22 protein-coding genes and 2 tRNA genes are annotated in these 18,944 nt (G+C 72.9%); 8 read left to right on the forward strand and 16 right to left on the reverse strand.

Annotation, left to right across the window (positions count from 1 at the left end; genetic code table 11):
- Nucleotides 1-24: 24 nt before the first annotated feature.
- Nucleotides 25-747 carry an IclR family transcriptional regulator gene (locus ASG94_RS03070; RefSeq protein ID WP_056924939.1) on the forward strand — a complete coding sequence of 241 codons (723 nt, stop codon included), beginning with the start codon at nt 25-27 and terminating at the stop codon, nt 745-747.
- Between the two features lie 12 nt (nt 748-759).
- On the opposite strand, the gene ASG94_RS03075 is transcribed toward ASG94_RS03070, so the two are convergent.
- Together ASG94_RS03075 and ASG94_RS03080 are read right to left on the reverse strand one after the other, a co-directional pair.
- Nucleotides 760-1,242, reverse strand: coding sequence for a methylated-DNA--[protein]-cysteine S-methyltransferase (locus ASG94_RS03075; RefSeq protein ID WP_056924940.1), 483 nt, complete (start codon nt 1,240-1,242; stop codon nt 760-762).
- Nucleotide 1,243: 1 nt separating this feature from the next.
- The gene (locus tag ASG94_RS03080; RefSeq protein WP_056924941.1) at nt 1,244-2,728 is read right to left on the reverse strand and encodes an AlkA N-terminal domain-containing protein; all 1,485 of its coding nucleotides are present in this window, start codon (nt 2,726-2,728) and stop codon (nt 1,244-1,246) included.
- A 132-nt stretch (nt 2,729-2,860) separates the two neighbouring features.
- Here ASG94_RS03080 and ASG94_RS03085 point away from each other — a divergent pair, with 132 nt between their 5' ends.
- Nucleotides 2,861-3,313: a hypothetical protein gene (locus ASG94_RS03085; RefSeq protein WP_056924942.1), complete on the forward strand. Its 453-nt coding sequence runs from the start codon at nt 2,861-2,863 to the stop codon at nt 3,311-3,313.
- 80 nt (nt 3,314-3,393) lie between these two features.
- Here ASG94_RS03085 and ASG94_RS03090 read toward each other — a convergent pair.
- From ASG94_RS03090 to ASG94_RS03120, 7 genes are all read right to left on the reverse strand, one after another.
- Nucleotides 3,394-3,466 (reverse strand) — tRNA-Glu (locus ASG94_RS03090).
- An 84-nt stretch (nt 3,467-3,550) separates the two neighbouring features.
- A tRNA-Gln gene (locus ASG94_RS03095) sits at nt 3,551-3,622 on the reverse strand.
- 54 nt (nt 3,623-3,676) lie between these two features.
- Entirely contained in the window at nt 3,677-4,627 is a 951-nt protein-coding gene (locus tag ASG94_RS03100; RefSeq protein ID WP_056924943.1) for a CPBP family intramembrane glutamic endopeptidase, read from the reverse strand.
- Between the two features lie 11 nt (nt 4,628-4,638).
- Nucleotides 4,639-6,111 (reverse strand): glutamate--tRNA ligase, encoded by a 1,473-nt coding sequence (gene gltX, locus ASG94_RS03105; RefSeq protein WP_056924944.1) that lies wholly within the window; start codon nt 6,109-6,111, stop codon nt 4,639-4,641.
- The gene (locus tag ASG94_RS03110) at nt 6,108-6,917 is read right to left on the reverse strand and encodes a fumarylacetoacetate hydrolase family protein (protein ID WP_056924945.1); all 810 of its coding nucleotides are present in this window, start codon (nt 6,915-6,917) and stop codon (nt 6,108-6,110) included. The genes gltX and ASG94_RS03110 overlap by 4 nt, the downstream gene beginning before the upstream one ends.
- Nucleotides 6,918-6,926: 9 nt before the next feature.
- On the reverse strand, nt 6,927-8,291 hold the full coding sequence (locus ASG94_RS03115) for a pyridoxal phosphate-dependent decarboxylase family protein (RefSeq protein WP_056924946.1): 1,365 nt from the start codon (nt 8,289-8,291) through the stop codon (nt 6,927-6,929).
- Nucleotides 8,292-8,388: 97 nt separating this feature from the next.
- A complete protein-coding gene (locus ASG94_RS03120; RefSeq protein ID WP_156411392.1) occupies nt 8,389-8,766 on the reverse strand; it encodes a nuclear transport factor 2 family protein in 378 nt (125 codons plus the stop codon).
- Nucleotides 8,767-8,832: 66 nt separating this feature from the next.
- On the opposite strand from ASG94_RS03120, the gene ASG94_RS03125 reads away from it, so the two are divergent.
- The gene (locus tag ASG94_RS03125) at nt 8,833-9,726 is read left to right on the forward strand and encodes a 3-methyladenine DNA glycosylase (RefSeq protein WP_235537105.1); all 894 of its coding nucleotides are present in this window, start codon (nt 8,833-8,835) and stop codon (nt 9,724-9,726) included.
- Here ASG94_RS03125 and ASG94_RS03130 read toward each other — a convergent pair.
- Nucleotides 9,714-10,355, reverse strand: a complete 642-nt coding sequence (locus ASG94_RS03130; protein ID WP_056924948.1) for a hypothetical protein — start codon at nt 10,353-10,355, stop codon at nt 9,714-9,716. The genes ASG94_RS03125 and ASG94_RS03130 overlap by 13 nt on opposite strands.
- A gap of 83 nt (nt 10,356-10,438) precedes the next feature.
- Here ASG94_RS03130 and ASG94_RS03135 point away from each other — a divergent pair, with 83 nt between their 5' ends.
- The gene (locus tag ASG94_RS03135) at nt 10,439-11,047 is read left to right on the forward strand and encodes a pentapeptide repeat-containing protein (RefSeq protein ID WP_056924949.1); all 609 of its coding nucleotides are present in this window, start codon (nt 10,439-10,441) and stop codon (nt 11,045-11,047) included.
- Here ASG94_RS03135 and ASG94_RS03140 read toward each other — a convergent pair.
- The gene (locus ASG94_RS03140) at nt 11,037-11,627 is read right to left on the reverse strand and encodes a TetR family transcriptional regulator (RefSeq protein WP_056924950.1); all 591 of its coding nucleotides are present in this window, start codon (nt 11,625-11,627) and stop codon (nt 11,037-11,039) included. The two genes, ASG94_RS03135 and ASG94_RS03140, sit on opposite strands and share 11 nt — an antisense overlap.
- A 125-nt stretch (nt 11,628-11,752) precedes the next feature.
- On the opposite strand from ASG94_RS03140, the gene ASG94_RS03145 reads away from it, so the two are divergent.
- From ASG94_RS03145 to ASG94_RS03155, 3 genes are read left to right on the forward strand one after another with little or no spacing between them, the layout of a single operon-like run.
- Nucleotides 11,753-12,364 carry a biotin transporter BioY gene (locus ASG94_RS03145; protein WP_056924951.1) on the forward strand — a complete coding sequence of 204 codons (612 nt, stop codon included), beginning with the start codon at nt 11,753-11,755 and terminating at the stop codon, nt 12,362-12,364.
- Nucleotides 12,361-13,050 carry an energy-coupling factor ABC transporter ATP-binding protein gene (locus tag ASG94_RS03150; protein ID WP_056924952.1) on the forward strand — a complete coding sequence of 230 codons (690 nt, stop codon included), beginning with the start codon at nt 12,361-12,363 and terminating at the stop codon, nt 13,048-13,050. The genes ASG94_RS03145 and ASG94_RS03150 overlap by 4 nt, the downstream gene beginning before the upstream one ends.
- Entirely contained in the window at nt 13,047-13,655 is a 609-nt protein-coding gene (locus ASG94_RS03155; RefSeq protein WP_056924953.1) for a CbiQ family ECF transporter T component, read from the forward strand. Before ASG94_RS03150 ends, ASG94_RS03155 begins: the two co-directional genes overlap by 4 nt.
- Before the next feature lie 123 nt (nt 13,656-13,778).
- Here the strand turns inward: ASG94_RS03155 and ASG94_RS03160 are convergent, their stop codons facing one another.
- Genes ASG94_RS03160 through ASG94_RS03170 form a run of 3 tightly spaced genes read right to left on the reverse strand, consistent with a single transcriptional unit; the run spans nt 13,779 to nt 16,170 of the window.
- Nucleotides 13,779-14,165 (reverse strand): VOC family protein, encoded by a 387-nt coding sequence (locus ASG94_RS03160; RefSeq protein WP_056924954.1) that lies wholly within the window; start codon nt 14,163-14,165, stop codon nt 13,779-13,781.
- 43 nt (nt 14,166-14,208) lie between these two features.
- The gene (locus tag ASG94_RS03165; RefSeq protein ID WP_056924955.1) at nt 14,209-15,600 is read right to left on the reverse strand and encodes an amidase; all 1,392 of its coding nucleotides are present in this window, start codon (nt 15,598-15,600) and stop codon (nt 14,209-14,211) included.
- Between the two features lie 24 nt (nt 15,601-15,624).
- A complete protein-coding gene (locus ASG94_RS03170) occupies nt 15,625-16,170 on the reverse strand; it encodes an NAD(P)H-dependent oxidoreductase (protein ID WP_056924956.1) in 546 nt (181 codons plus the stop codon).
- Between the two features lie 93 nt (nt 16,171-16,263).
- On the opposite strand from ASG94_RS03170, the gene ASG94_RS03175 reads away from it, so the two are divergent.
- Complete coding sequence (locus tag ASG94_RS03175) at nt 16,264-16,854, forward strand: TetR/AcrR family transcriptional regulator (protein WP_235537106.1); 591 nt, start codon at nt 16,264-16,266, stop codon at nt 16,852-16,854.
- 13 nt (nt 16,855-16,867) lie between these two features.
- Here the strand turns inward: ASG94_RS03175 and ASG94_RS03180 are convergent, their stop codons facing one another.
- Entirely contained in the window at nt 16,868-17,230 is a 363-nt protein-coding gene (locus ASG94_RS03180) for a hypothetical protein (protein WP_056924957.1), read from the reverse strand.
- Between the two features lie 21 nt (nt 17,231-17,251).
- The gene (gene cimA / locus ASG94_RS03185) at nt 17,252-18,832 is read right to left on the reverse strand and encodes a citramalate synthase (RefSeq protein WP_056924958.1); all 1,581 of its coding nucleotides are present in this window, start codon (nt 18,830-18,832) and stop codon (nt 17,252-17,254) included.
- Nucleotides 18,833-18,944: the final 112 nt, after the last annotated feature.

Below are 18,944 nucleotides of genomic sequence, written 5' to 3' on the forward strand. Positions count from 1 at the left end.
GATCTGAGACGGCAGTATTGCCATATGGACAACTCTAGCGGAGTCGGCGTGCTCGACAAGGCGGCCCTCGTGCTCTCGGCCCTCGAGTCGGGGCCGGCCACCCTCGCCGGCCTGGTCGCCGGCACCGGTCTCGCCCGCCCCACGGCCCACCGCCTCGCGGTGGCCCTCGAGCACCACCGACTGGTGGCCCGCGACATGCAGGGCCGCTTCGTGCTCGGACCGCGGCTGGCCGAGCTGTCGGCCGCCGCGGGCGAGGACCGCCTGCTCGCCTCCGCCGGTCCCGTGCTCGCACGACTGCGCGACATCACCGGCGAGTCCGCCCAGCTCTGGCGCCGCCAGGGCGAGCACCGCGTGTGCGTCGCCGCGGCCGAACGTCCCTCCGGGCTGCGCGACACCATCCCGGTCGGCTCCCAGCTGACCATGCGCGCGGGCTCGGCCGCCCAGGTGCTGCTCGCGTGGGAGGACCCCGAGCGCATGCACCGCGGCCTGCAGAACGCCGCCTTCTCCGCCACCGCCCTGTCCGGCATCCGGCGCCGGGGCTGGGCCCAGTCGATCGGCGAGCGCGAGCAGGGCGTCGCGTCGGTGTCCGCCCCGGTCCGCTCCCCCGGCGGCAAGATCATCGCCGCGGTCTCCGTCTCCGGTCCGCTCGAGCGGCTCTCCCGGCAGCCCGGTCGCATGCACGCGCCCGCGGTGCTCGCCGCGGCCGAGCGCCTCTCGGAGTCCCTGCGGCGAGCCGCCGCGGAGTGAGGTCCGTCCGCGTCAGAAGAGCGCGGCCTGCTCGAGGCTGAGCAGGGTCTGCTTGCGCTCCAGCCCCCCGGCGTAGCCGGTGAGGGTGCCGTTGGCCCCGATCACGCGGTGGCACGGGATGACGATCGGGATCGGGTTGCGCCCGTTGGCCAGCCCGACGGCGCGCGACGCGGCGTTGGTCATCCCCAGCCGGCCGGCGACCTCGCCGTACGATGCGGTGTCGCCGTAGCCGATGGTGCGCAGCTGGTCCCAGACCCGTCGCTGGAAGTCGCTGCCCTGCGGGTCGAGCGGCAGGTCGAACTCGGTGAGGTCGCGCTCGAAGTACGCCGTGAGCTGGCGCACCGCCTCGGCCAGCAACGGCTGGTCGTCACCGCGCGCGCCGAGGGGACGCCCGTCCGCGGGTGGGCGGAACGGTGTGAACTCGATGGCGCTGATCGCACCGTCGCGCTCGATGATGCGCAGGTCGCCGATGGGCGAGGACATCACGGTCCACATGTCAGGTCTCCTCCGGAGCGGGGGTGTCGGGCATCAGGGTGTTCCACAGGTGCATGAGGGCGTAGGAGCGCCACGGCCGCCACTGCCCGACGTCGGCAGTGCCACCGAGGTCGCGCAGGACGTTGCGCACCGCAAGGTCGGTGGGCAGGAAGACGTCGGGATGTCCCAGCGCCCGCATGGCCACGTAGTCCGCGGTCCAGGGGCCGATGCCGGGCAGCTCGAGGAGGGCACGGCGCACGTCGTCGCGATCGGGTCCGCGGTCGAGGGCCACGTGTCCGGAGGCGAGCGCGGCGGCCAGGCCGACCAGGGCCCGACCCCGCGCGCGCGGCATCGGCAGGACCTCCGGGTCGACCTGCGCCAGCGTGACCGCGTCCGGGAACAGGTGCGTCAGCCCGGGGACGTCGGTCTCGATGCGACGGCCGTGCTCGGCCACGATGCGACCGGTGACGGTGCGGGCGCCGGTCACGCTGACCTGCTGCCCGATCACGGTGCGCACGGCGGTCTCGTCCCCGTCGACCTGTCCCGGCACCCGCAGGCCCGGGGTGGCTCGCACGAGGCGACCGATGACCGGGTCGTCGGCGAGGTGGTCGTCGACGGCCACCGGGTCGCAGTCGGCGTCGAGCAGGCGGCGTACGCGCTCCACGGCTGCCGTGGTGTCGCGCAGGTCGTGCAGCGAGAACAGGGCGGTGACGAAGGCCGTCTGCCCGGCGACCGTGGCGTCGGCGAGCTGGAGGCGCACGGTCCCCGGACCGTGCGGGAGGTCGAGGGTGCGGGCGTACCACCCGGGTCCGGCCACCTCCACGCCCGGCACGAGGTGGTAGGCGAGGAAGTCCAGGAGGCGGCGTCCGGCGAAGGGGGTGCGGACGGCCAGGCGCATCGTCACGGCACCGCGGGTGGTGGAGCGGGTACGCCGCCCCCGCAGCTCGCTGGGGCTCTGGGCGTAGACCTCGCGCACCGTCTCGTTGAACTGGCGGACGCTGGAGAACCCGGCCGCGAAGGCCACGTCGGTCAGCGACATCTCGCTCGTCTCGATCAGGACCCGGGCGGTCTGGGCCCGCCGCGCCCGGGCCAGGGCGAGGGGCGGGGCGCCGAGCTCCCGGGTCAGCAGGCGACCGAGGTGGCGGGAGGTGTAGCCGATGCGCCGGGCGAGGCCCTCCACGCCCTCGCGGTCGACGACCCCGTCGCTGATGAGCCGCATCGCCCGTCCGGCGACGTCGGCGGCGACGTCCCAGTCCGGGCTCCCGGGGGTGGCGTCGGGCAGGCAGCGCTTGCACGCCCGGTGGCCGGCCGACTGCGCCGCCGCGGCGGTCGGGTGGAAGGTGACGTTGGCCAGCGCCGGGGTCCGGGCCGGGCAGCTGGGCCGGCAGTAGATGCCCGTCGTACGCACCGCGGTGTAGAACACCCCGTCGAAGCGACGGTCCCGGCTCTTGACCGCGCGGTAGCAGGACTCCGGGTCGAGGAGGGCCAGGCGGGTCGCGGTGTTCACAGGGTCGAGTCTGGCCGAGACGGCGTCCGCGATCCAGCGGGAATCGGACACCGCTGCGGCATGGCACCCATCCCCGGCAGCTCACCCGTGACGGGTGATGCACCGCCGCAGCCCCGCGTGGACCCTCGGGACATGATCCGTCGCCGCCGCTCCCGCCACCCTGCCCACCAGCTGGCCGTCGCCTCCGCGGTGCTGGCGACCCTGCTCGTGGGTGCCTGCGGCGACGACGGCGACGAGGGCGGCGGGGACGGGAGCAACAACAACGCCCAGGTCTGCTCGGACGTCGACGCCCTGCGCACGTCGGTCGCCGGCATCACCGAGGTGACTGTCGACGCCGACGTGCTCACCTCGCTGCAGGACCAGGTCGACCAGGTCCGCACGGACGTGAGCACGCTCATCGACGACGCGCAGGACGCGTACGGCCCGGAGGTCTCGGATGTCGACCAGGCGGTGTCGGGGCTCACGAAGAGCCTCGAGGCCGCGGCGGAGGACCCGTCGGCCGCGACGCTGTCCGACGTACGCACGGCCCGGCAGGCGCTGACCTCGGCCGTCACGGCACTCACCGGAGCGGTGACGGACTGCTGAGCGACGGCATCCGCTGACGCGCACCCGCACATGCAGAAGGGCCCTCCCCGCATCTCTGCGGGAAGGGCCCTTCGGTGTTGTACCCCCGACCGGATTCGAACCGGCGCTAACGCCGTGAGAGGGCGCCGTGCTAGGCCGCTACACAACGGGGGCAAACGCACGCTTCTTGCGAAGCGATCGGAACTCTATCCACACTTGCGGATCGGTTCCAAATCCCTGCCTGACGGCCGGAATCCGCTGGGATACTAGGACTCGAACCTAGAATAACTGGACCAGAACCAGTCGTGTTGCCAATTACACCATATCCCACTGACTTACTACTTCTGGGCCCTTCCGACGAGTCATCCGGACCGAGAAGAGACCTTACACGGATCGGCGCGGCCCCTCCAAAACGCCCCTCGACACCGTGCTCGACAGCCCCATCCGGCGGGCCGTCCAGGTCGCCAGGACGAGGTAGACGAGCGACTGGGTGAGGGTCCCGGGCAGGCTCCACCAGGTGCCGCCGGTGGGGTTGAGGGTGCTGGCCATGTCGGTGAAGGCCAGGGCGAGGCCGAAGGCCAGCCAGTTGTTGAGCACGTGCATGGCGATGCCGGCCTCGAGGCCCCCGGTGAGGATGACCAGCGCGCCGGCGACCAGGCCGAACGCCAGCCGGTCCACGAAGACCGGCCAGCTCTGGCCGAGGCCGTGGGCCAGCGCGAAGAGCAGGGAGGACAGTCCGACGGCGAACACGCGGGAGCCGAACAGCCCGCCGAACGCCTGCTGGAGGTAACCGCGGAAGGCGTACTCCTCCCCCGCTGCCTGCAGGGGCGTGAGCAGCAGGATCACGAGCAGGAAGTCGCGGGTGGTGCTGGTGAACGGGTTGGGCTCGGCGCCGATCTCGGCGCCGGCCGGTTGCGGCACGAAGGCGCTCACCACGACGGTGGCGACGAGCGCCACCACCGAGATGCCGACGCAGGCCAGCAGGAAGCGCCAGCGGATCCGCCCCGCCACGGATGCCAGCCAGCCCGGCCGCAGCCCGTGCAGCCACCGGGTCAGCAGCCAGGTGATCGGGATGGCGGAGGCCAGCACGACGTTGACGTAGGCCAGTCCCGCCGGGGTCGGGTTCTCGAGGTCGAGGAGGCGGTCCATGCCCTCCCCCACGGACCGTCCCGTGGCGAGCATCCACGCGACGTACGGCAGCTGCCACAGCAGCGGGGAGAGCACGAAGAGCCCCACGACGAGCAGCACGACGCCGAGGATGGGGCGCCACGCGCCGCGGCGGCCGAGCCGGTGGACCAGGTGGTAGCCCAGCTCGTCCGGGCGCTCCTCGGGCACGGCTGTGTCCGTCAGGCGGGCAGCGCGTCGCGCAGCCGGGCCAGCGCACGCTCGCGGCCCAGCAGCTCCAGGGACTCGAACAGCGGCGGGCTGACCTTGCGGCCGGTCGCGGCGATCCGGACCGGGCCGAACGCGACCCGCGGCTTGAGTCCCCGGTCCTCGACCAGGGCCTTGCGCAGCGCCTCGTCGATCTCGGCGGTGCTCCAGGACTCGATGGCCGACAGGGCGTCGTACGCCGCCTGCACGACGTCGCGGCCTGCGTCGTCGAGGTCGTCGGTGCGGGTGAAGTCCGCGTCGTCGACGAACAGGAAGCCGAGCATGTCGACGACCTCGGTGAGCTTGTTGATGCGCTCCCCCACCAGCGGCATGGCCTGGTCGAGCAGCTGCCGGTCAGGCAGGTTCGCGGGGTCGAGGACGCCGGCCCTCTCGAGGAAGGGCAGGCAGCGCTCGGTGATCTCGTCGAGCGGCAGCAGCCGCAGCTGCGAGGTGTTGATGGCCTCGGCCTTCTTGAGGTCGAAGCGCGCCGGGTTGGGGTTGACGTCCTTGATGTCGAACGCGTCCACCATCTCGTCGAGGGTGAAGACGTCGCGGTCGGGCGCGATCGACCAGCCGAGCAGGGCGAGGTAGTTGAGCAGTCCCTCGGGCAGGAAGCCCTGCTCCCGGTAGAGCTCCATGTGCGCCTCGGGGTCGCGCTTGGAGAGCTTCTTGTTGCCCTGCCCCATGACGTAGGGCAGGTGACCGTACTGCGGGGTCTCCTCGGCGAGCCCGATCGCCTTGAACGCCGCGAACAGCGCCACCTGGCGCGGCGTGCTGGACAGCAGGTCCTCGCCGCGCAGGACGTGGGTGATGCGCATCGTCGCGTCGTCGACCGGCGCGGTCAGGGTGTAGAGCGGGTCGCCGTTGGCGCGGGCCAGGGCGTAGTCGGGCACGAACTCGGTCTGGAAGGTGATGTCACCGCGGACCAGGTCGGTGAAGGTGATCTCGCCGTCGGGCATCCGGAAGCGGACGACCGGCTCGCGGCCCTCGCTGCGGAAGGCGTCGACCTGCTCGTCGGTCAGCTCGCGGCAGAAGCCGTCGTACCCCATGACCTTGGAGCCGGAGGCCTTGCGGCGTGCGGTGACCTCGTCGGTCGTGCAGAAGCAGTCGTAGGTGTACGACGACGCCCGCAGCCGGGCGAGCACGTCGGCGTAGATGTCGCCGCGCTCGGACTGGCGGTAGGGGCCGAGGTCGCCGCCCTTGAGCGGGCCCTCGTCCCAGTCGAGGCCGAGCCACTGCATGAGGTCGAGCAGCGAGTCGTAGGACTCGGCGGTGTTGCGCTCCTTGTCGGTGTCCTCGATGCGGAACACGAACGTGCCGCCGGCACCGTGGCGCTGGTGGTGACGCGCGAACGCCCAGTTGTAGAGCGCGGTGCGGGCCAGGCCGACGTGCGGGCTGCCGGTCGGGGACGGCGCCATGCGGACGCGGACGGGGGTCTGGTTGCTCATCGCTGTGCCACCTTGTTGACGAGGGTGCCGATGCCGGCGATCGAGACCTCGACCTCGTCGCCGACCTCCATGGGACCGACACCCTCCGGGGTGCCGGTGAGAATGACGTCGCCGGGCAGCAACGTCATGACGCTGGACACGTGCGCGATCAGCGTCGGGATGTCGAAGATCAGGTCGGCCGTGGTGCCGTCCTGGCGCACGTCGCCGTTGACGTGGGTCTGGATCCGGACGCCGTCGACGAAGGCCTGCGGGTCCAGGTCGGTCTCGATCCACGGGCCGAGCGGGCAGAAGGAGTCGAAGCCCTTGGCACGGGTGAACTGCACGTCGCTCTTCTGCAGGTCACGGGCGGTGACGTCGTTGGCGATCGTGTAGCCGTGGATGACGTCGGTGGCCTGCTCCGGCGGGACGTCGCGGCAGATGCGCCCGATGACCACCGCGAGCTCGCCCTCGTAGTGCAGGTCCTGCGTCTGGCGCGGGTAGAAGATCGGGTCACCCGGGCCCACCACGCTGGTGTTGGGCTTCAGGAACATCAGGGGCTCGGCGGGCAGGTCGTTGCCCATCTCGGCGGCGTGGGCCGCGTAGTTGCGACCGATGCCGACGACCTTGCTGCGCGGCAGCACGGGCGCGAGGAGGCGGACGTCCTCGAGCCGGTACTGCTGGTCCAGCAGCTTGACGCCGACGTACAGAGGGTCCCCGGCGAGGGCCACGACGACGGTGTCGTCGGCCGGCTGGCCGTACTCGTCGACCTCCCCCGTGACGACGCCGTACATGGGCTCTTCTCCGGTGGTGAATCTGGCGATGCGCACGCGGCGAGCCTAACGGCCGGCCGCCTCCCGCAACGCAGCGAGGCTGCGCTCCACGTCGTCCTCGCTCGTGGACCAGTTGCTGACCGACACCCGGAGCACGGCCCGGTCGTGCCAGCGCGAGCCGGTCATCCAGGCGGTGCCGTCGTCCAGCATCGCCTGCACCACGGCCTGCGTGTGGTCGTCGTCGCCGAAGGCGGCGCACACCTGGGTGAAGACCACGTCGTTGAGGACCTCGGCACCCTCGATGTCGCCGATGCCCTTGGCCAGCGCGGTCGCGTGGGTGCAGAGCCGGTCGACCAGGTCGGCGACGCCGTCGCGGCCCAGCGCACGCAGCACCGCCCACACCGGGAACGCCCGGCCCCGGCGGCTGATCTCGGGCACCTTGTCGAACGGCTCCCCCGCCTCGTCGTGGATGAGGTAGTCGCCGTGCATGCCCATGGAGGCGCGCAGCGCGGCGCGGTCCCGCACGATCGCGAGCCCGCAGTCGTAGGGGACGTTGAGGGTCTTGTGGGCGTCGGTGGCCCACGAGTCGGCGGCCTCGAAGCCCGCCACGAGGTGGCGGTGGGTGCCCGAGGCGGCCGCGAAGAGGCCGAAGGCGCCGTCGACGTGCACCCACGCGCCGTGCTCGTGGGCGAGCGGGACCGCCTCGGCGAAGGGGTCGAACGCACCCGAGTGGACGTTGCCCGCCTGGAGCACGACCATCGTGGGCCGCTCGTCCCCGTCCTCGAGGGCACTCGCGAGGGCGGTCGGGTCGATGCGCCCCTCGCCGTCGACCGCCACCGGCTCCGGCGCGCCGAGCCCGAGGTAGCGCAGGGCGAGGTCGACCGTGTCGTGCCGCTCGGCACCGACCAGCACCCGCACGCCCGGACCCCCGACCAGGCCGCGCTCGGCCACGTCCCACCCCGCTTCACGCAGGACGGCGTCCCGGCCGGCGGCGAGGCAGGTGAAGTTGGCCATCGTCCCGCCCGTGACGAAGCCGACCGCGCTGCCCTCCGGCAGCCCCAGCAGGTCGACCAGCCACCGCTCGGCGACGTCCTCGACCGCACTGTGCGCGGGCGTGATCCGCCGCAGGCCCGAGTTCTGGTCCCAGGCGCTGGTCAACCAGTCCGCCGCCAGGGCCGCCGGGTGGGTGCCGCCGATGACGAACCCGAAGAACCGTCCCGACGGCATCGCCGTGAGCCCCGGCTCGCAGGCGACCGCGAGCAGGTCGACGACCTCCGCGGGATCGCTGGGGCCGTCCGGGAGGTCCGGGCCGAGCCGAGCCACCACGTCCTCGATCGAGGCGCTCGCCGGCACCGGACGCGTGCCGAGGGAGACTAGCCAGGCCAGGGCGTGCGTGTGGGCGCGCTCCAGCGCGACCCCGTGGTCCTCCATCGCCCCAGTCTCCTCGCGGCGGCGCCTCCCGGTAAGGCCCGGACGGGCCAGTCCTCCCGGGGCACGCCGCTCGGCGCGCGGTGTCAGGTGCGCGGCGTCAGGTGCGCGGGCGGAAGCCGGAGCAGAGGACCCGCAGATGACTGATCCGACCAGCGGTCGTGCGGAAGTAGGCCTGCTGCTCGGCGACCTGCTCGCCGTCGTCGTTGACGAGGTCGAGACGGTACGAGACGTGCTGGGTGTCGGCGACGTCGTCCCCGGTCGTGACCTCGACGAGTGCCTGGATGGTGTCGCTCGGCTCGAACCAGTGGTCGAAGTACACCGCGGCCACGGCCGCCGGTCCGGTCGCCTCCCACGCCCGGCGCGGGGTCAGGCCCAGGAAGTCCACGTCGTCGGCGAGGATGCGGGCGAAGGCGGCGCGGTCCTTCGCCGCGACCGCGCGGGCGAGCTGTTCGCCCACGGATGTCGAGCCCGTCATGGCGCCTCCCGTGATGGCCTGCCGTCGGTTCTCGAGTGTGCCACCGAGCGACCTACCCTGTCCTGCGTGCAGGTCGTGGATCAGGAGCAGGTGCTGGAGCGGGGAACGTGGCTCCCGCGCGTGGACGCCCATGCCGCTCGCGTCGACGCCCACCTGAGGCCGCACCTGTCCCGCCGGGCCGGCGGCGTGAAGCACCCGGTCCACGACTTCCTCTTCACCTACTACTCCCAGCGCCCCGCCCAGCTGCGGCGCTGGCACCCCGGGTACGGCGTGCGGCTGGCCGACGCGCCGGAGTACGACGGGCTGCGCGGCTACGAGGCGGGCGCCGTGACCGGTGCGTACGTCGCCTCGCAGGCGCCGCTGCTGCGCGGGCTGGCCAACCTCCTGCGGGCCACCGAGTCGAGGCCGGCGCACACCGGCTGCTTCGGCCTCCACGAGTGGGCCATGGTCTACCGGCAGTCGCCCGACGAGGTGCGCCACAACGACTGGCCCCTGCGGCTCGGGTCGACGGGCACCGACACCGTGGTCGAGTCGCACAAGGTCCAGTGCTCCCACTTCGACGCATTCCGCTTCTTCACGGACGCGGCACGACCGCTCAACGCGCTCCAGCCCGGGCGCGACGACCGTGCGTCGTACGAGCAGCCGGGGTGCCTGCACGCGGGGATGGACCTCTACAAGCACGCCTTCCGGCTCACGCCGATGATCAGCTCGGACCTGGTCGCCGACTGCTTCGAGCTCGCCCGCGACATCCGCGAGCTCGACATGCGGGCCGCGCCGTACGACCTCGCGGACCTCGGCTTCGAGCCGGTGCGCATCGAGACCCCGGAGGGCAAGGCGGCCTACGTGCGGGAGCAGCGCTCGTTCGCCGAGCGGGGCGCTCCCCTGCGGCGCGCACTCGTCGAGGAGTGCGAGCGGCTGCTCGCCGTCGTCGAGGGTGAGGCCCGGGCTCAGAACTCGTAGCCGAAGGCCTCGATCGCGTCGGCGAAGACGAGCCCGACGCGCTCGCGGGAGGTGTCGGAGTAGAGCTCGCGGTAGTGCCCGGCCGGACGTGCGTGGCCCTTCGCGCGTGGGAGGTCGGGCTCGCCGGGGAGGCCGAGGTGGTCCCAGACCTCGGCGAGCTCGGTGGCGAGGTGCTCGTAGCGCAGCACCCGGTCGACGGCGAGGCGCCCGCGGATGCGGTACATGCGGCGGTTGTTGGCCAGCTGCTCGATCCACTCCTCCGAGACGTAGGTGTCGAAGTCCGGCAGCTCGTCGCGGTCCTTGTACTTCCAGTAGTAGAGCGAGACGACCGCGTCCCACGGGTTCCGCTCGATCGCGAACGTGTAGTAGTCGCGCCACGCGTCGAGGCCGACGACGTCACGGGCCAGGCGGGCACTCATGTGGTTGAAGGCCTTGCGCGGCAGCGGTGGGGACTGGAAGTTCTGCGGGCCCCGGCCCCCGGCGGCCGCACGCAGCTGCTCGTCCTCGGGGCTGATCAGGGTGATCACGTCGTCCGGGCCGCAGACCTTCGACAACGCGATCTCGACGCTCGTGCCCGCCGTCTTGCGAGTCTTGAGGAAGATGAAGCGGTGGGCATGGGACGCGATCACGCCCCGACCCTACCGGCGCCGCCCGTGCCGGCAGCGGGCTAGCGTGGCGCGGGTGACGAGTCCCACTGCCGCCGCGGTCCACGATGCCTGAGCCGATGCAGGCCAGTGGCCGCGACTTCCGCGACGACGACTGGTACGGCGACGAGCTGGGCGCCGCGCGCTTCACCGAGTGCACGTTCACCGGCGTCGACCTCAGCGAGGCCACGACCTCCGGGGCCGTCTTCGACCGGTGCACCTTCCACCAGTGCCTCTTCAGCTCGTCCACCCACACGTCCACGGCGTTCGTGGCGTGCGACGTGCGCCGCTCGAAGTTCTTCGACGTCACGTTCGACGGGTGCAAGCTGGTCGGCACCGTGTTCTCCGAGTGCGTCATGCGACCGATGACGGTGCGGGGCGGTCAGTGGCAGGGCGTCACGATCCGGGGCACCAACCTCGCCCGCCTCGACCTCGCGGGCGTCGACCTGCGCGAGGCCGACCTGTCGCTGAGCGACCTCACCGGCACCTCGCTGAGGAACGCCCGGCTCGATCGGGCGACGCTGCGGGAGGCGAACCTGGCGAAGGCGGACCTGCGCGGCGCGTCGCTGGACGGCGTCGACCTGGCCTCCGCCCGGCTGCAGCGGACCCGGCTCGACCTCGCCGGCGCGGTGCTGCTCGCGGAGCTGCACGGCGCCGAGGTGGACCTCAGCCCCTGACGCGCCGGCTCGCCGGCGCGTGCACGCCGAGACCGTCGAGCACGAGACCGAGACCGAGGTCGAAGTCGCCCGTGCGGTCAGCGCTCCGGTCGTCGGCCGCCGCCCCGGCGACGGCGCCGGCGCTCTCGGCCTGCAACGCCGTCTGCTCCTCGAAGGTGTGGCCGAAGACGAAGTGCAGCAGCGTGCGCGCGCCCACCCCCACCAGCGACTCGTCGAAGCCGGCCGTCTCCAGGATGTCCTCGAGCTCGTCGGCCGGCCCCTGCGCACCGAGGCCGAAGGCGTAGACCGTCGCCACCAGGTCGGCGCCGTCGCGGTAGGCCAGCATCGCGTCCCGCAGCTCGTAGCAGGCCTCGACGAGGAGGTCGTCCCACGCGCCGCCCGCGCGGGGACGGCGGCCACGGGCGAGGATCTCGTCGGCCACGGCGGCCAGCAGAGCCTGCTTGCTCGGGAAGTGGTGGTAGATCGCGCTCGCCTGCAGGCCGAGCTCCGAGCCGAGCCGGCGCATCGTGAGGGAGGCGAGTCCGTAGTCGTCGAGCACCCGGACGGCCCGCTCGACGATGTCGTCCCGATGGTGGCGCAAGGACGCTCCCCCTCCTCGCCTGGTCGGACGGACCCGTCGCGGGACCGCGTTGACGTCGTACACGTGTCACCCTAACCTGAACACCGTTCAACTGACCACCGTTCAGGTACGCCGAAGGAACCCCCATGCAGACTCGCCGCGCCGGCACCGACATCGCCCTGATCGCGGCCTTCGCCGCCCTCATCGCCGTCTGCGCCCTCCTCCCCGCCCTCTCGGTCGGCACCCCGGTGCCGATCACCCTCCAGACCTTCGCCGTGCTCCTCTCGGGAGCCGTGCTCGGCATGCGACGCGGTTTCCTGGCCGTCCTGCTGTACGTCGTCGCGGGTGCGGCCGGACTGCCGGTCTTCTCCGGCGGCGCGGCCGGCCTCGCGGTGCTGACCGGCCCGTCCGCCGGCTACCTGGTCGGCTTCCCGTTGGCCGCGGCGCTCTGCGGCTTCATCGTCGAGCGGCTCCCCCGGCGCTCGCTGGTCAGCGTGCCGGCGATCTTCGCGGCGGGGCTCTTCAGCTCCGCGGTCTGCATCCACACGCTCGGCATGGCCGGTCTCGTGCTGCGGGCCGACCTGACGTGGGCGCAGGCCTTCGACGTCGACAAGATCTTCTGGATCGGCGACATCATCAAGAACGTCGCCATGGCCCTGGTCGCCACCGCCGTCCACCGCGCCTTCCCCGACCTCCTCGGCCGCCCGACGCGCGCGGACTCGACGCAGGAGCAGCCGGAGGGCACGCTCGCCACGTGAGTGCGATCTCCCTGGAGCAGGTCACCGTCCGGTTCCCCACGCACGACGGCGACGTCCCGGTCCTCCACGAGACGTCGCTGTCGCTCACCGAGCAGCGGATCGCGCTCGTCGGGCCCAACGGCTCCGGCAAGTCGACCCTGGCGCGGCTGCTCAACGGCCTGGTGACGCCGACCACCGGCCGCGTTCTCGTCGACGGCCTCGACGTCGCCCGGTCCGGTCGCGAGGTGCGCCGCCGCGTCGGCTTCGTCTTCACCGATCCCGCCGCGCAGCTGGTGATGCCGACCGCGCGCGAGGACGTGGCGCTGTCGCTGCGGCGTACCCATCGCGACAAGGTCGACCGGCTGGCCGCGGCCGACGCGGTGCTGGCCGACTTCGGGCTCGCGGGCTTCGGGGACCGCAGCGTGCACGGCCTGTCCGGCGGCGAGCGCCAGCTGCTGGCGCTGGCCGGGGTGCTCGCCACCGCCCCGAGCGTGCTGGTCGCCGACGAGCCGACGACCCTGCTCGACCTGGGCAACAGCCGCCGCATCGGCGACCTGCTGCTCGCCCTCCCCCAGCAGCTCGTACTGGTCACCCACGACCTCGAGCTGGCGGCGCGTTGCGACCGTGCGCTGCTGGTGCGGAACGGGCGGATCGAGCACGACGGCGCCGCCGAGGACGTCGTCTCCAGCTACCGGGCGACCGCATGAACGCCGACCTGCTCGGGATCCACCGGCCCGGGGACACCTTCCTCCACCGACAGCGGGCCGGGACCAAGCTGCTGGCGCTGATGCTGGCCAGCGTCGTCGTGGTCGTCGCCAGCGGACCGATGTCCGCCGTGGTGTTCGTGATCGCGGCGGCCGCGCTGCTGGTGTGGTCCGGCGCCCGGCTGGGCGTGACGCTGCGGGCGATGCGCGGCCTGCTGGTCATGGCCGCCGTGCTGGGTGCCTGGACGGCCTGGCAGAGCGGGTGGCCGCGCTCGGTGGAGGTGGTGGGTGACCTGGTCGCCCTGGTCCTCCTCGCCACCACGCTCACGGTGACGACCCCCGTCGACGAGGTGATGGACGCCGTGGTCCACGGGCTGCGTCCCTTCCGACGGCTCGGCGTCGACCCGGAGTCGGTCGGGCTCGCGTTCTCCCTGATGCTGCGAGCGATCCCCTCGACCCTCAGCCTCGCCGCCGAGGCCCGCGACGCCGCGGTGGCCCGGGGCCTGGAGCGGTCACCGCGTGCGCGGCTCACCCCGCTCGTGATCCGCGTGGTGGCCCGGGCCCGCGAGACCGGTGACGCGCTGCACGCGCGCGGGGTCGGCGACTGACGCCGGCGGCACGCGGCACGCGGCACGCGGCACGCGGCACGCGGGAGCGGAGCCGGCGAGCGACGTCGAGTGTGCGTGGATGCACCGGAACGGTCGACGGACCGGTGCATCCACGCACACTCGTCAGCCGAGCGGCTGGTCGAGGAACCAGCGGTGGCCGAAGGGGTCGCGGAAGACCGCCACCCTGCCGGCCGGCGGTGAGTCCTCGGGGCCCCGGTCCAGCGGCGTACCGGCAGCGCGCACCCGCTCGCAGACCGCGTCCACGTCGCCGACGGTCAGGTGCAAGGAGACGGCGGCTCCCCGCGAGGGGTCGGGGGCGGCCACCCCGGCGGTCTCGAACTCCTCCGACATCATCCAGCCGGCCCCGTCCACGGCCAGCTCGACGTGCCCGACGCGCCCGTCGTCCATGACGATCGGCTCGTAGGTCACCTCGGCGCCCAGCACGTCGACGTACCAGTCGATGGCCGCGCGGGCGTCGGACACGCAGAGGTACGGCGTCAGCTCGCTCATGGGACCACCGGACCACGCGGGACGCCGGTTGTCCACGGGTCACTCACCAGCCCGGTGGCCGCCGGTCCGCCCACGGCCGTACCGCCTCCAGCTGGGCCGAGGCGGCCAGCAGCACGTGCTCCTCGGCGGGCCGGGCGGCCAGCATGACTCCCACGGGCAGGCCCTCCGCGGTCTGGTGCAGGGGCAGCGAGACGGCGGGCATGCCGGTGACGTTCCAGGCACTGGTCCACGGCGTGAACCGCTTCTGGGCCTCGAAGTCCGCCGCCGGGTCGGCGTCGTCGCGCAGCGCACCCACGAGGGGCGGCGGGGTCGCCAGCGTCGGGGTGAGGACCAGGTCGTACGGCGCGAGGGCGACGAGGGCGTCCGCGGCGTACTGGCGCATCCGGGCGATGGCCGAGCCGAACTCGGGTCCGCTGACCGCGCGGCCCCGGTCGGCCAGCCACCGGGTGAGCGGCCGGAGCAGGTGCTCGGTCCCGGGCGGGGCCGGCGACATCGCGGTCAGCACCGCCCAGCAGGTCTCGAAGGTCGCGACCGCCTCGCGGGGCAGCGGGACGGCGACGTCGTCGACCTCGTGGCCGAGGTCGGCGAGCAGGGCCGAGGTGGCCTCCCAGGCGTCGCGGCTGCTGGCGTCGACGTCGCTGTCGGTGATGACGGGGGCGATGAAGCGCGCGACCCGGAGACGCCCGGGGTCGCGGTCGCAGGCGCCGAGGAAGGGCATCGGAGGAGGTGGCGCCCAGGAGTGGTCGCCGGGGCGTCGGCCGGCCAGCACGTCGAGCAGGGCGGCGGCGTCGCGCACGGTCCGGGCGAGCGGACCGGCCGTCGCCAGGCCGGTCGGGTCGCCGTACATCGGGGCGGCGCTGATCCGCCCGCGCGTGGGCTTGAGGCCGACGAGGCCGCAGCACGAGGCCGGGATGCGGATCGAGCCGCCGCCGTCCGAGCCCGGGGCGAGGGGCACCAGGCCGGCCGCGACCGCCGCGGCCGCACCACCGCTCGACCCACCGGCGGTCCGCGTCGGGTCCCACGGCGTCACGGCCGGCGGCGCGACGTCCGGCTCGGTGTAGCAGGGCGATCCGAACTCCGGGGTGTTGGTCTTGCCCAGGCTCGGCATGCCCGCGCCCTCGACGGTGAGCACGACATTGTCGGAGAAGTCCGGGACGTGGTCGGCGTAGGCCGCCGACCCGAACGTCGTGCGGACCCCCGCCGTCGGGTGCAGGTCCTTGATGGCGGTCGGCACGCCCCAGAGCGGTCCGGCGTCCCCGGGGCGGGCCCCGAGGCGCCGCGCGTGCTCGCGCGCCCGCTCGGGGGTGGACGTGACGAACGCGCCGACGGTGTCGGCGCGTGCGAGGTAGTGCTCGACCAGCTCGAGGGGGGTGACCTCGCCGCGGCGGACGAGGTCACCCTGCTCGAGGGCGGTCAGGTCGTGGAGTGCGGCCACGCAGGCGACCGTACCCCGACCGGGTCAGGCAGCGGCGTCGTCGCTCCAGGCGGCGAGGTCGGCGACGGCGGCGCGGAACTTGGCCAGCACCTCGTCGTCGTTGAGCACGTCGACCTCGACGCCCGGCTGGGAGAGCACCACGGTGTCGATGACCTTCGCGCCGGCGATGGTCGCGGAGTGACGGGCGTGCTCGTGCGACCACTTGCCGCCGTACGGCGTGGGGGTGGTACCGACCGCGGCGAACGGCTTGCCCACGATGGCGCCGGCGCCGTAGGGACGCGAGAGCCAGTCGATGGCGTTGTTGAGCACGGCAGGCATGGTGCCGTTGTACTCGGGAGTGATCACGAGCACGCGGTCGGCGGCGGCGACCTGCTCGCGCAGGGCGACGGCGGCGGCGGGCGGGGTGTCGCCGTCGATCTCCTCGTTGTAGAACGGGATCGCGCCGAGGCCCTCGGCGATCTGCAGCGAGACGCCCTCGGGCGCGGAGGCCTGCAGCGTCTCGGCGAGACGGCGGTTGACGGAGTCGGCGCGCAGGCTGCCGACGAGGACGAGAACACGGGTGTCAGTCATGCAGGATCAAACGGACCGTGGTCCGGTTGTATTCCCGTGGGTGTCGCACATTTCCGGGTGATCGCGTGTGGCCTCCCCACTAGCCTTGACCCCGTGCCGATCAGCCTCCCGATGGCGGACTCCCCGCCTCCCGAGCGGGCCGACGCCGCGCGCAACCGCGAGATCATCCTCGCCGCTGCGCTGCGCCTGGTGGAGACCCGGGGGGTCGACTGCGTGACCATGGACACGGTCGCCTCCGAGGCCGGCGTCGGCAAGGGCACGCTGTTCCGGCGCTTCGAGAGTCGTGAAGGGCTCATGGCCGCGGTCCTCAACACCTCGGAGACCCAGTGGCAGGCCTCGGTGATCGGTGGCCCGCCTCCCCTCGGGCCGGGGGCGCCACCGATGGAGCGGCTGCTGGCCTTCGGGCACTCACGGCTGCGCGCCAACCTGGTGTCCGCCTCGCTCATCGAGGCGGCCGGGCGGGCGGGCCAGCGGTCGGTCGCGGCGATGTCGTTCGCCAACATGCACGTGCGCTACCTCCTCCGGGAGCTCGGCGTCGAAGGCGACCTGCCCCTGCTCGCCACCGCGATCCTCGCTCCCCTCGAGCTGGTCGTGCTGGAGCAGCAGGTCGAGCGGGAGCGGATCCCCGTCGAGCGCCTGGAGGCGGCCTGGGACGACCTGGTCCGCCGGGTCGTCGGGCACTGAGAGGGCCCCGGGCTCAGCCCACGGCGGAGGCGGCGATCACGGCGCCGAGGCCCCACAGCGCGGCACCCGCCACGAGGGCCACCAGCGGCACCCACCAGGCGGGCAGCCGTCGCACGATGCGGACGATCACGACCACCAGGGCGACCACGAACACCACCACCGGCGATCCGGCGGCCACCAGGACCCCCAGCCCGATCTGGCCCCCGTTGCACTCCGTGTCGCCCGTGCACCCGTCCGAGACCATCGCGAAGAACAGCCCGAGGAACGACGCGACCGGCACGAGCACGGCCAGCCCGACCATGAGCAGCGCGGTCACGCCGCGCTCGACGGTCGAGGTCTGGCGCGGGAGGTCGTCGTACGTCACGGGCTCGGTCACGGCACGAACCTAGGGCACGCCCTACCGGTGGTGGCGCCGCAGACCGAAGGTGAGCCCGTCGACCAGGGCGCCCCACGACGCCTCGATGACGTTGTGGCCGACTCCCACGGTGACCCACGAGGACTCCCCGTCGGTGGTCTCGATGAGCACCCGGGTGATCGCGTCGGTGCCGTGCCCCTGGTCGAGGATCCGCACCTTGTAGTCGATGAGCTCGAACTTGGCGACCTCGGGGAACGCCTGCCCGATCGCGCTGCGGAGTGCGGCGTCGAGCGCGTTGACCGGCCCGTTGCCCTCCCCCGTCACGACGTACCGCACGCCCTCGGCCCGGAGCTTGACCGTCGCCTCCGAGACCGCCTCGGCCGCAGGGGAGGTCTCGGTGATCACCCGCCACGACTCGATGTCGAAGTACGACGGACGCACGCCCTCGACCTCCTCGACGAGCAGCAGCTCGAAGGAGGCGTCCGCGGCCTCGAAGGTGTAGCCGCCCTGCTCGAGCCGCTTGACCCGGTCGGTGACCCGGGTGACGAGCTCGCGGTCGCCGGAGAGGTCGAAGCCCAGCTCGCGGCCCTTGAGCTCGATCGAGGCCCGGCCCGCCATGTCGGAGACCAGCAGTCGCATGTCGTTGCCGACGCCCGTGGGGTCCATGTGCTGGTAGAGGTCGGGGTCGACCTTGATGGCCGAGGCGTGCAGGCCGGCCTTGTGCGCGAAGGCGGACGTGCCGACGTACGGCTGCCGCGACGCCGGCGGGACGTTCGTGACCTCGGCGACGGCGTGCGCGATCCGGGTCGCCTCGCCGAGCAGCCCGGGCGGCAGGACCGTGCGGTCCAGCTTGAGCTCGAGGTTGGCGACCACCGAGACGAGGTCGGCGTTGCCGGTGCGCTCGCCGTACCCGTTGATGGTGCCCTGCACGTGGGTGGCGCCGGCGTCGACGGCGGCCAGGGTGTTGGCCACCGCGCAGCCGGTGTCGTTGTGGCAGTGGATGCCCACCCGTGCGCCGGTGGTCTCGATCACGTCGTGCACGACGTCGCCCACCCAGTCCGGCAGCATGCCGCCGTTGGTGTCGCACAACGCGACCACCTCGGCACCCGCCTCGGCCGCGGTGCGCAGCACCTCGAGGGCGTAGTCGCGGTTGGACCGGTAGCCGTCGAAGAAGTGCTCGGCGTCGAGGAAGACCGTCTGGCCGGACTCGCGCAGGTGGGTGATCGTGTCGCGGACCATCGCGAGGTTCTCCTCGAGCGTGGTGCGCAGGGCGAGCTCGACGTGGCGCTCGTGCGACTTGGCGACCAGCGTGACCACCGAGGCGCCGCTGTCGCGCAGGGCCGCGACGAGCGGGTCGTCGGCCGCCGCGACGCCGGCGCGCCGGGTCGCCCCGAACGCCGCGAGCCGGGCGTGCCGCAGGTCGAGCTCCTGGGAGGCGCGGCGGAAGAACTCGGTGTCCTTGGGGTTGGCCCCGGGCCAGCCGCCCTCGATGTAGCCGACGCCCAGCCCGTCGAGCTGGCGCGCGATGGTCAGCTTGTCGGCCACGGAGAGGTTGAGCCCCTCCTGCTGCGCGCCGTCGCGCAGCGTCGTGTCGTAGACGTGGAAGGAGCCCTGCAGGTCCATCGATCTCTTCTCTCGGGCGGGAGCAGCTGTGTCGGGGTACAAAAAAACCTCCCGGGGTGCAGGAGGTCGGCGCGGCGGGGGTCCCGTCGCGCTAGGAAATGATGATCGTGCT

It is taken from the genome of Nocardioides sp. Soil805 (genome assembly GCF_001429625.1).
In the GTDB taxonomy this organism is placed as follows: domain Bacteria; phylum Actinomycetota; class Actinomycetes; order Propionibacteriales; family Nocardioidaceae; genus Nocardioides.